Source organism: Streptomyces sp. NPDC001843 (genome assembly GCF_042891955.1).
In the GTDB taxonomy this organism is placed as follows: Bacteria; Actinomycetota; Actinomycetes; order Streptomycetales; family Streptomycetaceae; genus Streptomyces.
This window is the reverse complement of sequence record NZ_JBIATQ010000033.1, coordinates 1-20,035: the sequence shown is the minus strand read 5'-3', so window position 1 is coordinate 20,035 and position 20,035 is coordinate 1. Positions and strand designations below refer to the sequence as shown.

The 20,035-nt window shown below is 70.5% G+C and carries 16 protein-coding genes and 2 pseudogenes; 10 read left to right on the top strand and 8 right to left on the bottom strand.

What is annotated here, in order from left to right; translation table 11 throughout:
• Positions 1 to 529: 529 nt before the first annotated feature.
• The gene (locus tag ACFYZQ_RS39870; protein WP_389159157.1) at positions 530 to 3,316 is read right to left on the bottom strand and encodes an AAA family ATPase; all 2,787 of its coding nucleotides are present in this window, start codon (positions 3,314 to 3,316) and stop codon (positions 530 to 532) included.
• A 133-nt stretch (positions 3,317 to 3,449) separates the two neighbouring features.
• On the opposite strand from ACFYZQ_RS39870, the gene ACFYZQ_RS39865 reads away from it, so the two are divergent.
• Entirely contained in the window at positions 3,450 to 4,007 is a 558-nt protein-coding gene (locus tag ACFYZQ_RS39865; protein ID WP_389159155.1) for a TetR family transcriptional regulator, read from the top strand.
• A 1,139-nt stretch (positions 4,008 to 5,146) separates the two neighbouring features.
• Positions 5,147 to 5,938, top strand: coding sequence for a hypothetical protein (locus ACFYZQ_RS39860; protein ID WP_389159153.1), 792 nt, complete (start codon positions 5,147 to 5,149; stop codon positions 5,936 to 5,938).
• Positions 5,939 to 5,976: 38 nt separating this feature from the next.
• On the opposite strand, the gene ACFYZQ_RS39855 is transcribed toward ACFYZQ_RS39860, so the two are convergent.
• Complete coding sequence (locus tag ACFYZQ_RS39855) at positions 5,977 to 6,630, bottom strand: trypco2 family protein (protein WP_389159151.1); 654 nt, start codon at positions 6,628 to 6,630, stop codon at positions 5,977 to 5,979.
• A 313-nt stretch (positions 6,631 to 6,943) separates the two neighbouring features.
• On the opposite strand from ACFYZQ_RS39855, the gene ACFYZQ_RS39850 reads away from it, so the two are divergent.
• Positions 6,944 to 9,022, top strand: a complete 2,079-nt coding sequence (locus tag ACFYZQ_RS39850) for a hypothetical protein (protein WP_389159149.1) — start codon at positions 6,944 to 6,946, stop codon at positions 9,020 to 9,022.
• A complete protein-coding gene (locus ACFYZQ_RS39845; protein ID WP_389159147.1) occupies positions 9,019 to 10,551 on the top strand; it encodes a hypothetical protein in 1,533 nt (510 codons plus the stop codon). The genes ACFYZQ_RS39850 and ACFYZQ_RS39845 overlap by 4 nt, the downstream gene beginning before the upstream one ends.
• A gap of 15 nt (positions 10,552 to 10,566) precedes the next feature.
• On the opposite strand, the pseudogene ACFYZQ_RS39840 reads toward ACFYZQ_RS39845, so the two are convergent.
• A pseudogene (locus ACFYZQ_RS39840) lies at positions 10,567 to 11,085 on the bottom strand (IS5 family transposase); the annotation flags it as partial.
• A 206-nt stretch (positions 11,086 to 11,291) separates the two neighbouring features.
• A complete protein-coding gene (locus tag ACFYZQ_RS39835; protein WP_389159145.1) occupies positions 11,292 to 11,933 on the bottom strand; it encodes a hypothetical protein in 642 nt (213 codons plus the stop codon).
• A gap of 551 nt (positions 11,934 to 12,484) precedes the next feature.
• On the opposite strand from ACFYZQ_RS39835, the gene ACFYZQ_RS39830 reads away from it, so the two are divergent.
• Entirely contained in the window at positions 12,485 to 13,015 is a 531-nt protein-coding gene (locus ACFYZQ_RS39830) for a family 16 glycosylhydrolase (protein WP_389159143.1), read from the top strand.
• A 37-nt stretch (positions 13,016 to 13,052) separates the two neighbouring features.
• On the opposite strand, the gene ACFYZQ_RS39825 is transcribed toward ACFYZQ_RS39830, so the two are convergent.
• Positions 13,053 to 13,769, bottom strand: a complete 717-nt coding sequence (locus ACFYZQ_RS39825) for a hypothetical protein (RefSeq protein WP_389159142.1) — start codon at positions 13,767 to 13,769, stop codon at positions 13,053 to 13,055.
• Between the two features lie 145 nt (positions 13,770 to 13,914).
• Positions 13,915 to 14,127: pseudogene (locus ACFYZQ_RS39820) on the bottom strand (RICIN domain-containing protein); the annotation flags it as partial.
• A 594-nt stretch (positions 14,128 to 14,721) separates the two neighbouring features.
• On the opposite strand from ACFYZQ_RS39820, the gene pqqA reads away from it, so the two are divergent.
• Genes pqqA through pqqE form a run of 5 tightly spaced genes read left to right on the top strand, consistent with a single transcriptional unit; the run spans position 14,722 to position 17,913 of the window.
• A complete protein-coding gene (pqqA, locus tag ACFYZQ_RS39815) occupies positions 14,722 to 14,859 on the top strand; it encodes a pyrroloquinoline quinone precursor peptide PqqA (RefSeq protein ID WP_389159141.1) in 138 nt (45 codons plus the stop codon).
• 9 nt (positions 14,860 to 14,868) lie between these two features.
• Entirely contained in the window at positions 14,869 to 15,834 is a 966-nt protein-coding gene (gene pqqB, locus ACFYZQ_RS39810) for a pyrroloquinoline quinone biosynthesis protein PqqB (protein WP_389159139.1), read from the top strand.
• Positions 15,831 to 16,541, top strand: coding sequence for a pyrroloquinoline-quinone synthase PqqC (gene pqqC, locus ACFYZQ_RS39805; protein WP_389159137.1), 711 nt, complete (start codon positions 15,831 to 15,833; stop codon positions 16,539 to 16,541). Before pqqB ends, pqqC begins: the two co-directional genes overlap by 4 nt.
• A complete protein-coding gene (gene pqqD / locus ACFYZQ_RS39800; protein ID WP_389159135.1) occupies positions 16,538 to 16,795 on the top strand; it encodes a pyrroloquinoline quinone biosynthesis peptide chaperone PqqD in 258 nt (85 codons plus the stop codon). The genes pqqC and pqqD overlap by 4 nt, the downstream gene beginning before the upstream one ends.
• On the top strand, positions 16,792 to 17,913 hold the full coding sequence (gene pqqE / locus ACFYZQ_RS39795) for a pyrroloquinoline quinone biosynthesis protein PqqE (RefSeq protein ID WP_389159134.1): 1,122 nt from the start codon (positions 16,792 to 16,794) through the stop codon (positions 17,911 to 17,913). Before pqqD ends, pqqE begins: the two co-directional genes overlap by 4 nt.
• Positions 17,914 to 18,141: 228 nt before the next feature.
• Here pqqE and ACFYZQ_RS39790 read toward each other — a convergent pair whose 3' ends face one another.
• Both ACFYZQ_RS39790 and ACFYZQ_RS39785 read right to left on the bottom strand, forming a co-directional pair.
• Entirely contained in the window at positions 18,142 to 18,873 is a 732-nt protein-coding gene (locus tag ACFYZQ_RS39790) for a hypothetical protein (RefSeq protein WP_389159132.1), read from the bottom strand.
• A gap of 477 nt (positions 18,874 to 19,350) precedes the next feature.
• The gene (locus ACFYZQ_RS39785) at positions 19,351 to 19,539 is read right to left on the bottom strand and encodes a hypothetical protein (RefSeq protein WP_389159130.1); all 189 of its coding nucleotides are present in this window, start codon (positions 19,537 to 19,539) and stop codon (positions 19,351 to 19,353) included.
• Between the last annotated feature and the right edge of the window lie 496 nt (positions 19,540 to 20,035).

Sequence of the window (20,035 nt, the reverse complement as noted above, 5' to 3'; positions counted from 1 at the left end):
AGCGGTGCACCTCGTCAATCGTGACGTCCCCACCCATGCACAGTCCAACGAGAGTCCGGACCGCCGGTCACGGCAACTGCGGCTGCAGTACTAGTCGAGCTGCTTACAGCGGCGGCTTCGCATGGCTTCCCACCCGCACCACGGGAGCTTCAGGCGCTCGGAGGTTGTGGGGAGGTGTCCTCAGCGCGGCTTCCGTCGGTGCTGACTCTGCCGCTGCTCGGCCTTCAGGCCCGGACGCTGCGTGGCCTCGGGCGATCAACCGCTTTTCCAACCCTGAGAGAGGCGAGGGCAGCCCCACTCCGCAAGTGATTGCGGCGCCACCAACCGACCGACGTACGGGCCCCAACGTCCTCGGAGGTGGGACGCCCCGCCCCTCCCGGCGGCGGTGCGTTGATTTCCAAGACGGCGCGGCCTGGCTCGCCTCCCGCGCCCCGGCAGCCTCTACGGGACGCTCCCCCGCCGTATGGCGGGGTTTGACGCTTGTATCGGCCGGTCAGAAGCGGCCGGTGCGGGCCCGGGGCGGCTGCGTTCAGGGCGCAGCGGGGTGGTGGTCCATTCTGCTCAGGGCGTCGCGGAGGGCGGCGCGCTTTGTGATGCCCAGTTTGGGGAAGGCCCGGTAGAGGTGGGCGCTGACCGTGCGTGGAGACAGGCGTAACCGTTCGCCGATCTCCTTGTTCGTCAGGCCGCCGGCGGCGAGCTCGGCGACGCGGCGCTCCTGCCAGGTCAGTGGCACCGCGGTGGTCGACGTTGAAGGGGTTGCGACCCCGGCGGCCCGCAGCTCGGCGCGGGCGCGTTCGGCCCACGCGGTGGCACCCAGCCGGTCGAACGTCTCGGCCGCTCGAGTGAGGAACGTGCGGGCCGCCGCGTCGCCCTGGGCGCGGCGCACGCGGATCCCGTGCGCCAGCCGGATCCGGGCCAGCTCGAACGGGAAGCGCTCAGCGGCCGGGTGGGACTGGGCACGTGCGTACATGTCCGCGGCCTCTCCGCCGTCGGCGGCCGTCATCGCCAGCGCCCCGTAGGTGATCAGGGCCAGGCGTGGGGAGATGTCGGGCAGACCGGTGTCCCGCGCGGCCAGCGCGTGGGCCCGGGCCTGTTCGACGCGCCCCGTGTGCAGGGCCGCTTCGACGAGGTCGAGGAGGGTGCGCGACGCCTGGTAGGTGTAGGGCCGGAACGCTCCTGGTGCTGTGATGCCGATGGCGTAGAGGAACGCGGTCTCGTAGTCGCCGGCGCTGAGCGCCGTGGTCGCGCCGATGGCGTCCGCGAGCTGGGTCAGGAATCCGATGCCGCGCGGGCGGGCCCACGCATCGACCACGGCCTGCAGGTCGCGTGCCTCCTCCTCCCGGCCACGTACGGCCGCGAGCTGGGCCAGGTAGGCCCGTGTCTGGTGCGCGAAGAGTCCGTGGCCGGGCTCGGTCGCCAGGGCCAGGGCGCGGTGTCCGGTGTGTTCGGCGGCGTCCCACTGGCCGAGCGCCATCTGGTCGAGCATGATCAAGTGCAGCATGACGATGCCACTGGACACGGCACCGGTGTCCAGTTCACGGTCCACGACGCACTCCAGGTGCGGGCGCAGCGGGTTCAGGACGTCGAGGTGGTAGGCCGACACGGCCAGTCGTGTGACGTCCCACGGATCCTGGTTCTCCAGGCGCGCCGCGGCCCGTTCCACCGGCTCGGACCAGCCGGCGCCGTGCCGGACGACGTCGCTCCAGGTACCGGCGTACATCCACGCCCGTTCTGTGGCGCGGTCGCCGAGCGAGGCGAGGACCTCGTGCGTGCGGTCCCACGCTGTCCGGCTCCCGGTGTGCTGGCTGATGGCAAGCAGGAGGCTCACCAGCCGGTCGAGTACCTCGCCGTTCCGGTGCGGGCCGTGCCGGTCCGCTCCGCCGTCACGCAGCCGCTCCACCGCCGCCGTGACCTGACGGTGTGTGGCCCGCACGTCTCCGTTCTGGTAGAGCGCCAGGTAGGCGTTGGCGAGGACCGTGGCGGGATTGTCGTCCGAGCCGGGCGCGGACGCGGCCAGCGCGAGGCTGCGTGCCTGGCCGAGCCGGTCCGCCTGCCCGGCGACGTACGCCGCGTCACCGAGCCGTCTGAACTGGTCGGTACGGTTCTCGCTCAGCTCGGCGGCGCGGGTCAGCCAGGACACGGCCATGCGCGCGCCGCCGCGCCGGATCGCCGACCGGGCTGCGGCCTCGAGGGCGGCGGCCACGTCCTCGTCGGGATCGACGGTGGCGGCCGCCAGGTGTGTGGCGCGCCGTTCCGGGCTCTCCTGGTGTAGCTGCGCCAACGCCCGGTGGGCGGAGCGGCGTTGATCCGTCGTGGCCAGCTGGACGATACTCGACCGCACGAGCGGGTGCCGGAAGACGAGGTTTCCGGTGGTCGGCTCGACGACCAGCAGGCCGCATGCGACCGCCTCGTCGACGCCGCGCATGCGGTAACGCGCGGTCGAGGCGGGGCTGTCGCCCGACCTTGCGGCTGCACCGTCGAGGGCGCCCGTCAGCAGTTCCGCCCTGACGGTGTCGCCGAGGCGGGCGAGGCGGGTGGCGTAGATCGCCTGGATTCGCCGGGACAAGGGCAGGCCGTGCAGGTCGAGAAGCTCCTCCGGGACCCGTTCGCCGGGTCGGGAGGCGATGTGGGCGGGCACCTCCAGCAGGGCCAGCGGGTTGCCGCGGGCCTGGTCCAGCACGAGCCCGCGCAACTGCTTGCCCAGCTCCGGGTGGTGCAGGTCCAGCAGGCACGTGGCGTCCGCGTCCGCGAGCGCGTCGACCGGTGCCTCGGGGAGCGCCGCGGTGTCGAACCGTGAGGGGATGTCGCTGCGGACGGCCACCAGGAGTTTGACCCCGGGGCTGCCGGACAACCGGCGGCCGACGAACCCGCAGACGTCGGCACTGGCGGCGTCCAGCCACTGGCCGTCGTCGAGGACGAGCAGCAGCGGCCGCTTCGAAGCCGCCGACGACAGAAGGTTGAGCAGGGCGATGCCGAGGGCCATGACGGACGGCGGCGGGCCGTCCATCCGGCTGAAGACGGCGTTGAGCGCCGCTCGGGCGGCGGCGTTCGGCTGCCTCCGGCCGGACTGTCCGCCGTCCGGGAGCAGCGGGTGGAGGAACTGGTGCAGCCCGGCGTAGGGCAGCTCGGTCTCCGCCTCGACCCCGGTGGCGCGGATCACCAGGTGACCGTCGCGTGCCGCGAGTTGCGCCGCCAGGTCGAGCAGGGTGCTCTTACCGACGCCCGCCTCACCCCTGAGTACCAGAGCCTGACCGTCGGAAGCCTGTACGAACGCGGACAGCCGTGCCCGCTCGCCGTCCCGACCGACCATCACCATGCCCGGTTCCAAGCCCGGTCCCCTCCCCTGCCCCCGAGATGCGCGACCGCAACCGTATTCAACTAGACGGTTAGTTGATTAGAGTGCGCCGTAGCGAACCTGTCAAGTGAACGGTCAGTTAGGAGCTGGACGCATGGAGCGCGACGCCGAAGCCACCAAGCGGAGACTCATCACGGCCGGCCGGGCCGAGTTCGCCGCGCACGGGCTGAACGGTGCCCGGGTCGACCGCATCGCGGCCGCCGCACGGAGCAACAAGGCGCAGATCTACCACTACTTCGGGAACAAGGCCGGCCTGTTCGACGCGGTATGGAACGAACTGGTCGAGCAGATCGTCGAGGGCGTACCGCTCGACGCGGACGACCTGCCCGGGTTCGCGGCCGATCTGAGTGACCTGTACGCCGAGCACCCGGACATGCCCCGGATCATCACCTGGCAGCGGCTGGAACACGGCGACGCGGTCAACGAGCTCGGGATCGCCGAGGTGCGAAACAGGAGTGCCGCCATCGCCGAGGCGCAGGCCATGGGCCTGGTCTCGACCCGGTTCGAGCCCCAGGTCCTTTTCGCCCTGCTCGTCCACGTCGCGATGCTGTGGGCCGCAGCCAACTCTGAGGTGCTGGCAGTCGTGGACATGGCCGATCGGACGCGGCGCCGCGACCTGATCCGCCGTATAGCCGCCGCCCTGGTGGAATGACCCCGGCTCGTCCGGAACGAAGACGGCCCGCCGACCGAGCCGGCCGACAGGCCGTCGTCCAGGTCCGGGGGCCGCGGCCGCGTTCCTCTGTCAGGGACTTCCAGGCGCGGCACAGCCCACGACCCTGAGCGGTGATGCTTGACCGGTCGTTCTCTGCGATGGTCCGCTCCAACCACCCCTCGTCAGCCTCACGGGACAGGGGCGCGATCAAGGCGCTAGGCAGTTCTTTTGGCTCACTCGGTCGTTGGACCGGGTGTGCTGTTGACAGATGCGCAGACCTGAAGAACTGGCGGGAGATGGCCCGCCACCTGGGCCGGCGCGAGCACATGAGCGACATCGTCCAAGCCGTCGCCAGCCTGCTGTCCCATCAGCAGACCGCGGAACTGACATCGGCGCGGCCGATGTGAACACCGAGCCCCGCCGCCATCCGCGACGTCTCCCTGCCTACCGTGCACGAGCTCGTCAGCGTCGATCGTTCGTGGCGGCTCGTCCGTTGATCAGGTATGCCGTTTCGCTTGTTCGGCGGGTGGCGGCCAGGCCTAAGGCCCGTCTGTCTTCGCACCGATGCGACGTTCGCTGCCGCAAGATCGTCACCGCACACGAGAACGCCGACCCGCTCAAGTACGAGCCCCTTGGGGCACCTGACGACCGTCACATAAATCAGCGCCAGGTCAGCATCAGTACCGCCAGAACCCGCTTCCGACCGCCATGCACCGCCAAGGCCGACTACGCGCCCCACCGTCTCCGAACCCGATGAAACACCGGGTCACGGGCGTTTCTGCTACACTCGCCGACAAACACCCTTGAGGTTGTACGAGAACTGCTGGCCGAGTACGGCCAGGTCCACAGCGACGAGCTGCCGGAGCAGGACCGCCACCGGCTCCTGGTCGACGTGGTGGCAGCGCTGACCCGGCGCACCGACCCCAATGCGACGCTCGTCTACCGCTCGCACTACGAGCCAGCCGTGTTCTTCGAGCTCGCCGGACGCGATTACGCGATCACGGTGACGACCGCGGTGGGTGAGGACGCGGTCACCGCGGCCCGCGTTGCGGTGACCGCCCGCGAGCGCGACCTCGAGCCGGGGGGTGCGATGGGTTCTGATCTGCGCGAGGGCCGCAGAGCAAGAGCTCGGCGACGACGTGAGCGCCGTCCTGCGCGCGCAGGGCGTCCTCCTGGACCGGGACCACCTCGAGGCGGAGGTCTGCGACCTCCTTCCGCTCACCGCCTTGATTCGCGCGGCCTTTCGACCGCCGCGACCACCGCACGAGCTCCTGCTGCGAGAACCCTCGGAGCCTGCCCCGGCGCTGGCCCTGGCGGCCCGCCCGTCCGGGACGTCGAGTGTGCCGTCCCGGACGCCGGCAGGCGTCGACCTGTCTGTAGTCCTGACGGGCGAGTTCTGGTCCGCGCGGCCGTCCGGGATGGCCTGGGAGTCCGCCGAGCGCGCGCTGATCACCACCGAGGCGGGTGTCGTGGAAGTAGACCTGCAGCGGGGCGGGACCATGTGGCGGCTTCCCCTGCCCTGCGTGCACGGTGATGCGGTGGTGCCGGCGGACGGCTCGGCGTGGGTGCTGTGTGGGCCGGCGGTGGTGAGGTGGCACGACGGCGCGCTGCGGGCGGTCGGCGGCGGATTCGAGGCGAACGCCAGCCTGCTGCTCGGCCCTAACTCGAGCGTGTGGGTCCTGTCCGGGTCTGGAGCGACGCTCGGCGCCAGCACCGGCTCGACGCCGGCGCTCACGCGGCTCGACGAGCGGGTGGGCGAGCAGCAGCGCTTCGCCCTCGACTTTGACGCGGCGGCCCGCTCGGCCGCCTGGCTCGGCGAGCGGCGCTTCCTCCCGGGTGGAGCCGCTCGGAGCGCCGGAACCTGGCCAGAGTGCGTGTCTGGATCCACCAGCGTTCACTCGAGCAGGACACTCATTCTTGACCGGCGTTGATCAACTGCCACCGTCGCAGGGACGGCCCGGCAGACGGGTTACTCCTCGTCGGCTCCCGCATAGCCCGAGATCTGCGGTGCCTGGTGAGTTCCGGCCAGTCTCGGGGTAAGGGAGAGCTTGATCCTCTGGGTGTTCGACGCATCCTTCCTGCGCTCGCCCCCCAGATCGACCACCCAGAAACGGACCTTGCCCCCACCGCTGTCCGACCGTTCCACAGCGACTGAAACCTCGAGCTCGATCGGCCCGAGCTCGAAGCGAAGGTTCTCGTCCTTGCCCTCCTCGATCGCGGCCTGCAACTCCGAGCGCAGGTCCTTGATGACGCTTCCGAGTTCGATCACGAGTCGTCCCCCTCTGGAACCTCTGGCGCAACTGCCATCAAGCGTGGGGCTCCCCGCCCGAAGTCCGGGGTGCAAATCGGAACGGCCGCCGAACCGCAGGCTGGTGGAGGCCGTGTACCCCGCTGCACCCACCTCGACTACTCCCGCGCCTCCTCCAACGGGATGCGCGGCAACGTACGCGACGACCGGGACAACTCGCTCATCGGCCAGGCCGAACTCTTCGACGCCCCCGACCGGTACGCCGACGGCTACCACGACGGCTACGACCACCGATCCCACAACGACGAGTTCCGCCGTCACGTCGCGGACCTCCTCGTCCGCGAGGTGGCCCTCTTCTTGGGGGACCTCGCTCATGACGCGGCGGCCCGCGGCTTAGCCACCACCCTCCCAACCCCAGCGGCACGTGCAGGCCCGCCCCACTGCCCCGGGTGCGGGCCACTGTCCTGCCGCGGCGGGGCCCCCTGGGGGCGGACGGCGTCGTACGCATGCCCCCCAGGGGGGGCGACCGATGGCGATGCGCGATCGATCACATATTGATCTATTTCACGAATAATCGATCTGAATTTGCATTTCTCGCGACGACTTCGCGCTGACAGCCCGGTCAGCCCGGTGACCTGTCTAACCTTTGCCTCCGGTGCCGCGGCGTTGGAGGGGGACGGTACGAGCCATGGCCAGGCGACTCTACGGTGGGGAGCCTCTGCTCGACGGGCTGGTGCCCCGCCTGGTCAACCAGCAGCGCCGGCTCAGACCGGATTTCTCCCATGCCAAGCCCGTGGTGCAGCTGGTCGGCGGCAAGGGCCTCGGCAAGACGGCCATGCTCCAGGCGCTGTCCGAGCAGTACGCCAACGAGTTGCCGATGGCTTACGCGGACCTGGCCGCCCCCGACTTCGGCGAGGCAGGGCTGGCGGCCCTCACGGAGGAGCGCCCCAACGCCTCGCCGGTCACCAACCTCCTGTACCTGCTGCTGCACAAACTGAGTCTCAGAGCCAAGCAGCCCATGAGGGCGCTCCGCTTCCCCCGGCTCTCCGTGGGCCTGCTCGTGGTGACCACCTGGCGTCCCGGCGCCACAGCCGAGGCGCCGGACGACCCGGTCCAGCCGGCCGAACTACGCGACGCCGTAGGACGCCTCAGGGAGATCGTCACTCAGGAGACCCCCGACCAGAAGAAGACCAAGGACCAGGTCAAGCGGTGGATGACCGCCCTGATGCCCGCCTTTCCCGCGTTCCTCCCCCAGTTCGCACAATTCGACGGCCTGGTGCAGAACATCCTCACCACCGCGGCGGACGAATTTCTTCCCTTTCGGACGAACCGGGGCGCGCTTAGCTGGTGGCGGGAGCAGCTGCCGAGCGCCCAGGGGGACAGCCTGCAGCGGCTGTTCACCTTCGTACGCGACTTCCGGCGGCAGGACGACAGCCGCACCGGCGCGGAAGCCCTCCTCATCGCCGCCTTCCTGGAGGACATCGCGGTGCACTACGGGGCGCTGCTCGGCCGGAACGGGTGGCCGTACCCGCTGATCCTGCTCGACAACGTGCACACCGCACTCGGCTCACGGCTGCTCACCCCCCTTCTGCAGGAGTTCGAAACCGTTCGGCGCGTCGTACGCCCCGTTCTGATCACCACCAGTCTCGGGAACGCGGCCGCACACCCACAGCTGCGGGACGCCGCGAGCTGGCGCCCGGCCTCGGACCGGCCGGTGGGCCGACTGGTGCGCTTCGGCATCCCGCGGGTGGACCGTACGGACATCAAGCGCATGCTCGGCGGCGTCGACTACCCGCCGCACACCCCACTGCTGGTCGACCGCCTGAGCGGAGGCCGGGCGGGTTGCGCCCGTACGCTGGCGGACGTGGTCGTCGACGGACTGCGGTCCGACGGCGCGGCCCTGGGCGAGGAACTGCTCGACGGGGCCTGGCCGGAAGATACGGCACCCCCCGTGAACCGTCTGCTGGAGCAGTTGCTGCCCGATCCCGACCTGCGGGCCCGCCTCACCCTCTTCTCCGCCGCACTCGACGAGGCCGCCGCCCGCCGTCTGTGGGAGGCCTTCCACCCCGACGACAGTGCGGCGGTGCGGGTCCACCAGGCGATGGAAGAGCTCGACGGGGCGCGCTGGACGCCAGTGCCCTGGCCGGGCAGCGGTGACGCCCCGCCCTTCGTTGCCGACCGGGCGCTGCGCCTGCTGCTGCTCCACCGGCTGCGTACCGCCTCCGCTGCGGAGCGCTGGGAGCGGATCCAGCTGCTGCTGCGGACAGGCCACCGGACGCAGAGCTCGCCACCAGACGGCAGCGAGAACGGCATCCCCGTCGCGTACCTGCACCACACGCTCGCCCTGGGCCTGGTCGAGCCGGTCGTGCACGGTCTCCACCACGGCCTCGAACACAGCACACCCAACGACTGGATGGCGGCCCTCAACATCGTATGCGCCGCACCGCATCCCCCGAGGGGCTTCACGGCCCCCGCCGGGTACTGGTCGCCGGACACGCCGTGCGCCGGATGCGCGGCGGGCGAACCGGTCCGGGCCCAGCTCGTCCACCGCGCCGTCGACCGGCTGCTCAAGTCCCTTTGGCTGCAGTCCGACCCGCTCACCGTGCCGTGCGACGACCACATCGACAAGGTGGAGTCCGCACTGCGTACCCTCGACGAACACCACACCTCCGACGCCTTCCACCGGGCCGGCCGTCAGTGGCCCGCACAGTTGCGGACCGGTGTGCAAGCTCCTGACCTGCCACTGCCGGAAAGGATCGGCGCATGAGGATCCGCCGTCTGGGACCACTCACCCGGTTCCTGCTCCTCGCTGTCACCGTGGCCGCGCTGGCCGCCGCCGTGTGGGGAGCGGTGGTGGTACTGACGCCCGACCCGTCCTGCGGACCGGGGGTGCGGAAACGCGACGGCGAGCGGACGTGCACCGGCGTCACCGATGGTAGCGTGAGCTTCGGCCCGCAGCTGGACGAGGTCTTCGCCCGCATCAAGGCGGAGAACGACTCCATCGGGTCCACACCCCACGTCACCATCGCCCTGATGGTCCCGATGGACCTGCCGACCGAGGCCGGCAGGTTGGAGCTACTGCGCGAGGTGCAGGGTGCCTACTTCTCCCAGTACCGCGCCAACCACGAGTCCAACTCCCAGACACCAGCCATCCGCCTGGAGCTGGCCAACCCAGGGCGCAACAGTGCCCACTGGCGGCCGGTCGCCGACCAGCTGGCGGCGATGGCGGCCTCACCACAGGACAATCTGCGCGTCGTCTTCGGCTTCGACATCAGCGTGCGCAGCACCCAGAAGACCATCGACTACCTGACCAACAAGAAGAAGATCCCGGTGGTGGGCGGGCCGATCACCGCCGACGACATCGCCAACACCGAACAGAACCCCGCCGCCTTCAACGGGCTGGTCAGGGTGAACCCGAGCAACAGCGACCAGATCAACGCCCTGACCCACTTCGACCACGGAGTACCCGCGCACCAGACCCTGGTGGTGGAGGACCTGCGAGACGACGACAACTACATCGTCACCCTGCGGAAATTCTTCGAAGCGCGGACCAGGGGCGCGCCGCTGGCCCCCGAGCAGTTCCGATCCCCGGCCGACGTGGACTCCCCCGGCGGGACCTCCAACGACTTCCGCCAGATGATCTCCACCATCTGCGACTCGTCGGCCAAGGACATCTACTTCGCCGGGCGCCCCGTCCAACTGCGCCAGTTCCTCAACGAACTCGGCCACCGCGGGTGTAGCACACGCGACTTCACCGTCATCTCCGGGCCGGCGGCCAACGCCCTCGCGTGGGACAGTCAGTTCGACTGGAACACCCTGCGCCACGGCGTCACCCTGGAGTTCTCCGCCACCGCCCACCCCGACGCCTGGACCGGTCCGGACGTCCCCGCGACCGGCGGCTCACCCGCCGCCTACCACATCCTCAGTGACCTGGCGAAGCGCGGCACCCACGCGCCCATCGGCCCGGTGGGCCCCGTGGACCTGACCGACTCCCGCACCATCATCAGCTACGACTCGGCCTGGACCGCGATCACCGCGATCCGCGAGAGGGCGGTACGGGGCACCGCACTGCCCTCGACGGACGACATCCGCAACGTCTGGCTCCGGCTGCACGGGCCCAACAGGATCGACGGCGCCAGTGGCTGGATCTGCCTGGACAACCACGGCAACCCGTACGACAAGGCGGTTTCCGTGGTGCGCCTGGACCCCGTCACGCGCAGCATCCGCTTCGTCGCCCTCTCGTGGCCGACCGGCCACCCGCCCACGGCCGAGTGCACCGCGCCGCCGGGCGGCTAGGCAGTTTCGTTTGGATCACCGGGCGGACCAGAGGAAGATCCCGGCGATGTGGAGTGCGGCCAGGTAGATGGTTGCGGTCTTCTCGTAGCGGGTCGCGATGCTTCGCCACTGCTTGAGGCGGTTGATGCACCGCTCAACGGTGTTGCGCTGCTTGTACGTCTCGCGGTCGAAGGCTGGTGGCCTGCCGCCCCGGCTGCTCCGTCGCTGTCGGTGGCCACGCTGGTCCGCCGGGACCGGGATCACCGCCCGGATGCCGCGCTTGCGCGGGTGGTCGCGGATCGCGCGGGACGAATAGGCCTTGTCCGCCAGGACCACGTCCGGTCTGGTGCGCGGACGACCGTGTCGTCGGGGAACGCGCGGGCGGGCCATGACGTCAGTGAAGGCGGGTGCATCACCGGCCTGTCCGGCGGTGAGTACGAACGCGAGGGGCCGGCAGCGGCCGTCGGCAGCGAGGTGGATCTTCGTGGTCAGTCCGCCCCGGGACCGGCCGATGGCATGGTCGGCCAGTTCGCCGGCTGGGGCCCCTTTTTTTCTGCCCGCCACCTTGGACACCGCGAGCACATGAGTCACACCGTCCAAGCCGTCGCCGGACTGCTGTCCCATCAGCAGAACGCAGACCTGACCTCGGCACGGCAGATGTGAACACCGAGTCCGCCGACGTCCTCGACGTCTCACGGTCTACCGTGCACGAGCTCGTTAGTCGGCGGCCCCGACGGCCGACCCCCAGGGCGCTGAGCCGGTCAGTACAGCTTGTTCACCGCCGTTACGGTCGTGGCCTTGAAGTCCGCCACCTGTGCATCCTTGAAGGTGCCCATCCGGCCCCAGCGGACGACCGTGACGGTGGCGCCGTCGCGGCCGACCGAGAACAGGTTGATGTCGGAGGAACCCTGGGCGAAGGCCGTGTGGATGCCGTAGACGTCGGCGCCCTCCTCCACGTTCAGGTGGCCGTAGGACTTCTGCGTCGCCGTGATGTCGGGGTCCTGCCCCATCAGCGTCTTCGCGCAGCCGGCGAGGTCCTTGCGCAGCAGGGCGGCGAACTCCTTCGACCACTGCTCGCTGCGCCCCTCGACCGTGAGCTGCTGGGCGTTGGTGTCGTACTCCGTCCAGTACTCGCGGTGCGAGGTGATGGACGGCAGCGCCTCGCCCACGCACATCGGCAGCGGGTCGGGCTGCCCGGCGGTGACGGGGCCCGCGTACCAGGGCGAGGACGGGTACGGCGGCAGTTCGGCCGGCTCCAGGAACCGGGGTGTGTCGGAGGCGTCCCGGCCAGCCGCGGCGGCCGGGACGGCGGCTGCGGCGAGACCGGCCACGGCCGCCAGCGCGGCCAGGCCGGCCAGGGTGGTACGGGTGCCTCGGGCGCGGATCTGCATGGTCTCCCCCATCGGTCGTGCCCGGTTGCCCAGGCGGATGCGCGGGCTTGTGCCCTCGCCCCCTGTACGACCCGTCGGCGGCCGCATGCGTTGCCCGCGGGCTTGCTACGGATCCGTCCCGAATGTCACCGATCGGTCCGCCCCGCCGCGGGCCGGGGCCCTCCTCATCCCTGGCGGCCGCACCCGTGCCCGTGTGGGCCACACCGATGTCCGGCCCCCGCCCACCTTGCAGGAGAAGCACGATGAACCGACCCCGCCACCTGGCACTCGTCCTGGCGCGGCGTACGGCTGGGCGGATGCGGCACGGCCGCCGACACACAGACCCCTGCCGCCGCGGAGAAACCCTTCTGGAGCGCCGAGTTCACGGGAGCGGCCGGTACCCGTCCGTCGGCCGGGTCCTGGAACACCGAGACCGGCAACCGGGAAGCCGCGGGGCGGGACAACGACGAGCTGCAGTACTACACGGACGACGCGGCCAACTCCGCCCTCGACGCCGCGGGACACCTCCTGATCACGGCACGGCGCGCCCCGCCGAAGCGCACCTGCCCTGCTACACACGAGAGTTGTCTCCGTGGACCTCCGCCCGGCTCACCACGGAGGGGAAGGTCGCGCTCAGCCGCGGACGGGCGGAGATCCGCGTGAAGCTGCCCACCGGCACGGGGCTGCTGCCCGCGATCTGGATGCTCGGCGACAACGGAGTCGAATGGCCCGGGCAGGGGCAGCTCGACATCTGCGAAGTGGTCGGCGCGGAGCCGCGCACGGTGTACGGAACCGCGCACGGGCCGACCTATTTCAACGAGAACGGGATCGGCGGCTCCACCGCCCTGCCGGGCGACGCCTCGCAGGACTTCCACGTGTACGCCGTCGACAAGCAGCCGCACCGCGTCACCTGGTACGTCGGCGGAAGGCCGTACTTCACGCTGACCCCGTCGAGGCTGTCCCGGCCGCAGGACTGGGTCTTCGAACAGGACCTGCACCTCATGCTCAACGTCGCCGTCGGAGGCGACTGGCCCGGCCCTCCCGACGGCTCCACGCCCTCCCCCGCGACGATGACGGTGGACTACGTGCGCTTGTACGGCGAGGGCCGGGCGTAGCACCTCGCCGCGCCCTCGCCGCCCGCCGGCCGGGCGGTCAGTGCAGGATGCTGACGGCCCGGGCGATCACCAGGAGAGAGGTGAACAGGGCCGAGACGCTCTGGATGCTCATCAACAGCTTCGCGCGGGTCGACAGGGGCATCGTGTCGGTCGGGCTGAACGCCGTGGAGTTCGTGACGGAGACGTAGAGGTAGTCCACGAGGGTGGGGACCCAGTCCGACGTGCCGCTGGCGCCGTCGGCCACTTCCTGGATGGCGTCGTCGTTCTCGTCCTGGGAGAAGCGGAAGTCCGCCAGCGGCAGGGCCGAGCGGGGCAGCTGGGTACGGCTGACCGGGCCGCCGCGGTCCAGCTCCCAGTAGGCCAGGCCGAAGACGATGATGTTGGTCAGCCACACCTGCAGCGCCGCCACCAGCAAGGACCGGCCGTCCTTCACCCCGGCGTAGACCAGCTCGTGGACCAGGATGACGAGCGCCACCAGGTTGCTGACGGCGATGATGCCCACGAGGGTGAGGGACAGCACCCGGAACGTCTTGGTCTGCCGGGTCAGGCGCCTGGGGTTGATCGCGACCAGCGGGACGAGCAGCAGGCACTCCAGGGCGGGCAGCACGTAGCGCGGGGCGACGAGCAGCTGCTCCGGCAGGAACAGGTACAGGGCGATCGCGGTGAGCGTCGCGACGACCGCGGGCAGCCGTACCTCGCCCCTGCGTTCGTGCCGGGGATGCCTGCTGCTCGCCTCCGCACGCGTCCGTGCCATACCGACCGGTCCTTCCCCTCGCCGCCGCCGACAGCGCCAGGAGGCCCGCGTCCCTCATCCGGTGCAGGCCACCTGGCACCTCCAGCATTTACCCCGAGTACGGCGCTCCCCCGCCACCGCGCCCGGCGCCCGGCGCGGCGTCGGGTCAGGCGGCGGTCGCCGTGAAGCTCTGTGCGGCCGAGCCGTCGCACGTGCGCTGGGTGAGCTGCGTACAGTTCGTGGCGGTGGACGCCGCGGTCAGGCACATGCCGCTGTGGCGGGCGGTGAAGTGGTAGCGTCCGGCGGCTTCCTTCACGGGGAGCCGCTGCTGGTTCTGGCCGCCCGCGTACGGCCACAGTTGCAGCGGTGCGCTGTCGGCGCCGGACACCTCGGTGTCCCGTTCGGTGATCAGTGCCGATCCGTCGGGCAGCCAGCTCAGGCCCCAGAGAACGGTCCAGCCGGACGAGACCGTGCGGATGGCCGAGGGGACGGAGTCGATGCCGCTGCCGGTTCCTCCGTCGCTCCGGGCTGTGGCGTTCGAGGTGCCGGCCGAGCAGGCCGGCGGTCAGTGCCGCCGCCGTTGCGGCCGATGTGATGGTTCGGAATCGGCGCATGGGCGAGCTCCTCGCGTGGGAGGTGTCGGGAATCCCGTGGCCAGTACATCAAAACAGATGGTGCATCAGCTTGCATCCCCGGGAGGTAGGAGGTATGCAATGGAGGGTCGAGGAGAGATGAAGTCGAAGGTTCATACCCTCGCAGTCAACCTCTGCGTTTTCCAGCCTCTCAGCAGCGGTTATGACCATGGATCCAATCATGATTGTCCTTGAGGTGTTCATTTCCAGCCAGGGAGAGATCGGAGCACTTTTCTGCTGACCCATTGACCCGGAAGGCTGCGGCTGGCGATTCTGCAACAGAGCACAACACTCGGCCGTCAGGCACACCGGTCCCCCACGTCGGAAGGCAGGTACGGCTCATGACCGAATCCGCACAGCAGGCGGTGGAATCCCAGGCGCAGCCCCGCGAGGAAGAAGCAGGGACCTGGCAGACCCCCGGTTACGTGGTCGTCGATACCGCGCTGGAGGTCACCGCGTACTCCTTGAGTAGCCGTTAGCCCGCCGCCGTGCTGCTGCAGGTGCTCGGCACCGCGGCGGGCGGTGGCGTGCCCCAGTGGAACTGCGCGTGCCCCGGCTGCTCCGGGGCACGCGCACACCCGCACTGGCGCCGCCGCCACGCCTCACTCGCCGTACAGGCGTCCGAGGACCGCTGGTATCTCATCAACGCCACCCCCGACATCGGCGACCAGATCGAGGACTGCCCGGCCCTGCATCCCGGTCCCGGTTCGCGGCGGACCCCGATCGCCGGGCTGGTCCTGACCGACGCGGAACTCGACCACACCCTCGGCATCGCCCGGCTCCGCGAAGCCGGTGCCGACGGCCTGGAGTTGCTCACCACCGGTCCCGTGCGCGACGCCCTCACCTCCGGGCTGCGCCTGGAGGCCGTCATCGGCCCGTACACCCCACTCACCTGGCGGGACTTTCCCCTCGATCGCGCCGAACCCCTCATCTCGGGCTCGAGGGAGCCCAAGGGCTCCCCGAACTCCGCCATCACCATCAGGGCGATCCCGATCTCCGCCAAACGCCCCCGCTACGCGGTCGACTCGGTCGGCCCCGGAGCGGACCCCGTGGGAGGGTCCACGGGGTCCGTGGTTCCATGGGTCGTGGCGCTACTGCTCACCGACCGCGTCACCGGGGCGACCGCCGTCTACGCCCCCGCGCTGGCGGCCTGGCCGGACGCCCTGCAGTCCGCGGTCGCCGAAGCCGACTGTGTGATCGTCGACGGCACGTTCTGGGACGACGAGGAACCTCGGCATACGGGCATCTCCACACGCACCGCAACGGGCATGGGGCATCTCCCGATCGACGGGCCGGACGGCACGGCGGAGCGTCTGGCGCCGCTCGGCGCCCGCTGTCTCTACACCCACCTGAACAACACCAATCCCCTCGTCGATCCGGGCGCGCCGCAATACAAGCGGCTGGCGGAACGGGGCATCGAGGTGGCCGGCGACGGAATGGTGATCCAACTGTGAGCACAGGCATCGGCACCAGTACCGCAACGGCGTTCGAGGACCGGCTGAGGGCCGAGGCCCGTGACCGTTACCACGACCGCCATCCCTTCAACGTACGCATGCACAAGGGGGAGTTGACGCCCGACGAGGTGCGTCGCTGGATCCTCAACCGGTTCCACTACCAGCGGCACATCCCCGTCAAGGACGCCCTCGTCCTGGCCAAACTGGACAGCTCGCGGCTCCGCCGCATGTGGCTGCGGCGGATCGAGGACCACGACGGCCGGACCGAGGGAGAAGGCGGTATCGAGCGGTGGCTGAGGCTGGGCGAGTCCGCGGGGCTCGACCGGTCCGAACTGCTGTCCGGCGAGGGGGTACTGCCCGGCGTACGGCTGGCGGTGGACGGATATGTCAACTTCTGCCGGCTCCGCTCTCCGCTGGAGGCCGTCGCGGCGTCGCTCACCGAACTGTCCGCCCCGGGCATCATGCGCACGCGGATCGCCGCGTTCGAACGCCACTACCGGTGGATCGACGCCGACGGGCTCGCGTACTTCCGAGCCCGTGAGACCCAGGGCCGCCAGGACAGCGGGGAGGCCCTCGGACTCGTACTGGACTGGGCACGCACCGAGGCCGACCAGGAACGAGCGGTGGCCGCCCTCGCCTACAAGTGCGACGTACTGTGGTCGCTGCTCGACGCGATCGACCACGCCGACGGCAAGGAGCGGCCGTGACCGGGTGGCGGCCGACACTGGCGCGCTCGGTCGTTCTTCGCCGCGACCGGTTCCGCCGGACGGACCTGTTGGTCCTGCCGGAGCGGGTGGTGGTCCTCAGTGGCCGGGCGGCGGACGTCCTGCGGCTGTGCGACGGCCACCGGCAGGTCGGCGAGATCGTCGACGAGCTGACGGAGCGCTTTCCCGGCGCCCCCGTGGCGGACGAGGTGCCCCGGTTCCTCAACCGGGTACGCGAGGAGGGCTGGCTGCGATGACCAGCCCTCCCCCTCCCTGGGCCCTGCTCGCCGAACTCACCCACGCCTGCCCGCTGCACTGTCCCTACTGCTCCAACCCGCTGGAACTGACCCGCCGTTCCCGCGAACTGTCCACCGAGGAATGGTCGGACGTGCTGCGGCAGGCAGCGGAACTCGGCGTCGTCCACACCCATCTGTCCGGCGGCGAGCCCCTGCTGCGTCCCGACCTGACGTCCATCGTCGCCGCGGCCGAGTCGGCCGGGATCTACACCCAACTGGTCACCAGTGGCGTCGGGTTGAGCACGGCGAGGATGTCCTCACTCACGTCGGCCGGGCTGCGCAGCGTCCAGTTGTCGGTGCAGCACGCGGATCCGGCGGCCTCGGACCGGATCGCCGGGCGGCGGTCCTTCGCGGCCAAAGAACGGGCCGCCGCAGTGGTACGCGCCGCAGGGCTGCCGTTGGGCCTCAACGTCGTCCTGCACCGCGACAACCTCCACGCGGTCGACCAGCTCGTGAACCTCGGTGTGGCCTGGGGTGCGGAGCGGATCGAACTGGCCAACGTCCAGTTCTACGGATGGGCGCTGCGCAACCGCACCACACTGCTGCCGACCCGCGACCAGCTCTCCCGCGCCCGGGAGACGGTGGAGCGCAGGCGGGAACAACTGGCGGGCACCACCGAGCTGGTGTGGGTGGTGCCGGACTACTTCGACGGCGTGCCGAAGCCGTGCATGGGAGGCTGGGGAGCGGTGTCCCTGACCGTCGCCCCGGACGGCAGCGTCCTGCCGTGCCCCGCGTCCGGGGACCTGCTGGGCCCGGACGTGCCGAACGTGCGGGACCGGTCCCTTGAGTGGATCTGGACCCGCTCCCCGGCCTTCAACCGCTACCGCGGCACCAAGTGGATGAGCGGACCCTGCGGCGGCTGCCCGCGCCGGGAGACGGACTTCGGCGGCTGCCGCTGTCAGGCCCACGCGCTCACCGGTGACGCCGCCCGCACCGACCCCGCCTGCGCGCTCTCCCCCGACCACGCCCTCGTACGCGCCCTGGCGGAGGCGCCGCCCGCGGAATCCCCGTCCACCGACCCCCCACGCTACGTCTACCGCAGCCCCGGCCCAGCCCGGCGTGCACGGACCAGGAGCTGAAACCTCCGGCTGTGCAGGCAGGCGTATCCGGCACCGTTGCGGCGGTCCTTGTTCGGGCTGCCGGACGCCCGGCCGAGGACCTTGTGACCGCCGCGCCGTCGGGGATGCGCCCGAGTTTCTGACGTCAGCGTCAAGGGCTCCCACGAGCAGTGCACCTGCATGCCGTGGTCCTGCAGCCAGCGGATCTCACGGTGCCGCAGCTCGTGCGCGCCATCGGGGATGTGTGGATCACTGTCTCCAATGCACAGTACGTGCGAAGGCTTCGGCCACACGGGAGTAGACCTCGGTGCTGGTGGTAGCGAGCATCACGAGGCCGAGGATCACGAGATACGCCCCACTCTGCATGGCTGTGGTGTGGGAATCCCCCTTCAGTGGAAGCACCAACGCCACGCAGCCAGCGGTTATCAGCACGAGCCCCGGAGCCATCGCCCGCGTCCTCGCTCCGATCCGCGCCCTGAGCGACGCCGCAGGGGGTGCCGCTGACAGCAAGGCAGCGCGATCACCCTCCAGAACGAGCGCGAGGCCCGCCGCCAGCTCGCGGATGACGTCATCCACCGCATCCGCGCCGCTGACCCCGGCCAGTCGCACCTCGACCGCACGAAACACCTCGGCGATGCGCAGGCCCTCGTCACGCAGCTGGGCACGCAACCGCCAGGAAGCCGACCGCCCCGGGCAGGCAAGGTCGCTCTGGACCAGCAGCGCCACGTCCAGGAGCTCTCGGCACCGGCTGCGGATCACCGGCGCGGAGAACCATGACTGTCGATCGCGGTGCAGGTGTGTGAGAAGTGCCAGCAGGGACATCGCTGTCGCGTCGCCAGGGTGCAGCCTGGCGACGCGGCGTTCCCGCGCCTGCACGTAGGAGAAAAGCACAGCCAGGAACGCCAGTTGGAAAGCAACCGCCGGGAAGGACAGGTCAGGAGGCCGCTGCCGCGGGGACCAGCCGGAGACCACCGCGTGCACAAGGTGTAAGAAGACTGCCCACAAGCACAACGCGGCGATGCACTGCCGACGGCGACAACCCCAGGCTGTCGAAGCCAGCCAGGTCGTGCCGTATCCGCGAGCGAGCGGTCTGCAGGGCACGGCGTCGGCGCCGGACCACAAGTGAAGCAGTCAGCACGCGAGCCCCCCGAAGAAGCGTGCGGCCTGGCACGACCATGGCCTCCGACGTGACGGCGGTCGACACGAGTTCAGCTCGGAAGCGTACCCTCGTTAGGCCAACGCGCAGAAGCTCCGGAGGCCCGGCCCACCGGCCTGGAATTCGCCCAGCTGTTCGTGGTCTACGACCGGCCGTCCTGGGAGTGCCCGTTCAGACCCCGGGGCGGCTACCGGTACACCGCCGAGGGACTCCGGCGTGCGTGCATCCGCGCCAGGCGGGTCCGGAGCCGGACCGGTTCGCGCCTCCGCCGAAGTGCGCCGACGACGTTGTGGCGGCGGAGGCTACGCCGCGGCGGAGAGGATGCTGCCTTCCCGCGGCAGTTTCCAGAAGAGGACTGGAGGCGCCGCTATCCGCTGTTCCCGCGGCTGCTGTTCGTCCTGGACGGTACCGGTCCCGCCGGCATCGAGACGCGTATCCGGGCCCTGCGCGCGGCCGTCTCCGAACTGGCGCTGTCCGGCTTCCTGCGCCACGTTCGCGTCCTGGCCGTGCCCTTGCTCGACTTGCTCCAGCGCGGCCCCCTCCGCACGCGTGTGGCGGCCCATCCATGACCCCGACCGGCACGTCCCGTGGACCCAGGTCCGGCAGCCGTAGGCACCACTGCGCAATCGCTGCGCAGCGGCTACCGCGCAGCGATTGCACACCCCCACACCGCCCGCACAGCCATGCGCACCACCCGACCACCAGCCCCGCAACGCCGGCCACAGACACGACCACCGCAGGCACAGCGTTGCGCAGTCGCTGCGCAACCATGTCGACGATTGCGCAGCCGGGCACCGGTAACGGTGGGCGGTGTGCGATCGCTGCCCGGCGGGTGATGCGCAGCCATCGCTGCTCCGTCTGACCGCCGGGCGGAGCCCGCCTGTCCCGAGTTGGTCACGTCCGCTGGAGTGGTGTATCGACGGCCACTCGGCGATCTCGTTTTGAGGCTATGCGGTGAGTTCGGTAGGGAGGACCGTGTCGTCCGTT

Excerpts from the sequence above, each read along its gene's own strand:
- ACFYZQ_RS39870 (WP_389159157.1), bottom strand. The coding sequence starts at position 3,316 with ATGGTGATGGTCGGTCGGGACGGCGAGCGGGCACGGCTGTCCGCGTTC.
- pqqA (WP_389159141.1), top strand. The coding sequence starts at position 14,722 with ATGACCGAATCCGCACAGCAGGCGGTGGAATCCCAGGCGCAGCCCCGC.
- ACFYZQ_RS39855 (WP_389159151.1), bottom strand. The coding sequence starts at position 6,630 with ATGAGCGAGGTCCCCCAAGAAGAGGGCCACCTCGCGGACGAGGAGGTC.
- ACFYZQ_RS39845 (WP_389159147.1), top strand. The coding sequence starts at position 9,019 with ATGAGGATCCGCCGTCTGGGACCACTCACCCGGTTCCTGCTCCTCGCT.
- ACFYZQ_RS39865 (WP_389159155.1), top strand. The coding sequence starts at position 3,450 with ATGGAGCGCGACGCCGAAGCCACCAAGCGGAGACTCATCACGGCCGGC.
- pqqE (WP_389159134.1), top strand. The coding sequence starts at position 16,792 with ATGACCAGCCCTCCCCCTCCCTGGGCCCTGCTCGCCGAACTCACCCAC.
- ACFYZQ_RS39835 (WP_389159145.1), bottom strand. The coding sequence starts at position 11,933 with ATGGGGGAGACCATGCAGATCCGCGCCCGAGGCACCCGTACCACCCTG.
- ACFYZQ_RS39850 (WP_389159149.1), top strand. The coding sequence starts at position 6,944 with ATGGCCAGGCGACTCTACGGTGGGGAGCCTCTGCTCGACGGGCTGGTG.
- ACFYZQ_RS39825 (WP_389159142.1), bottom strand. The coding sequence starts at position 13,769 with ATGGCACGGACGCGTGCGGAGGCGAGCAGCAGGCATCCCCGGCACGAA.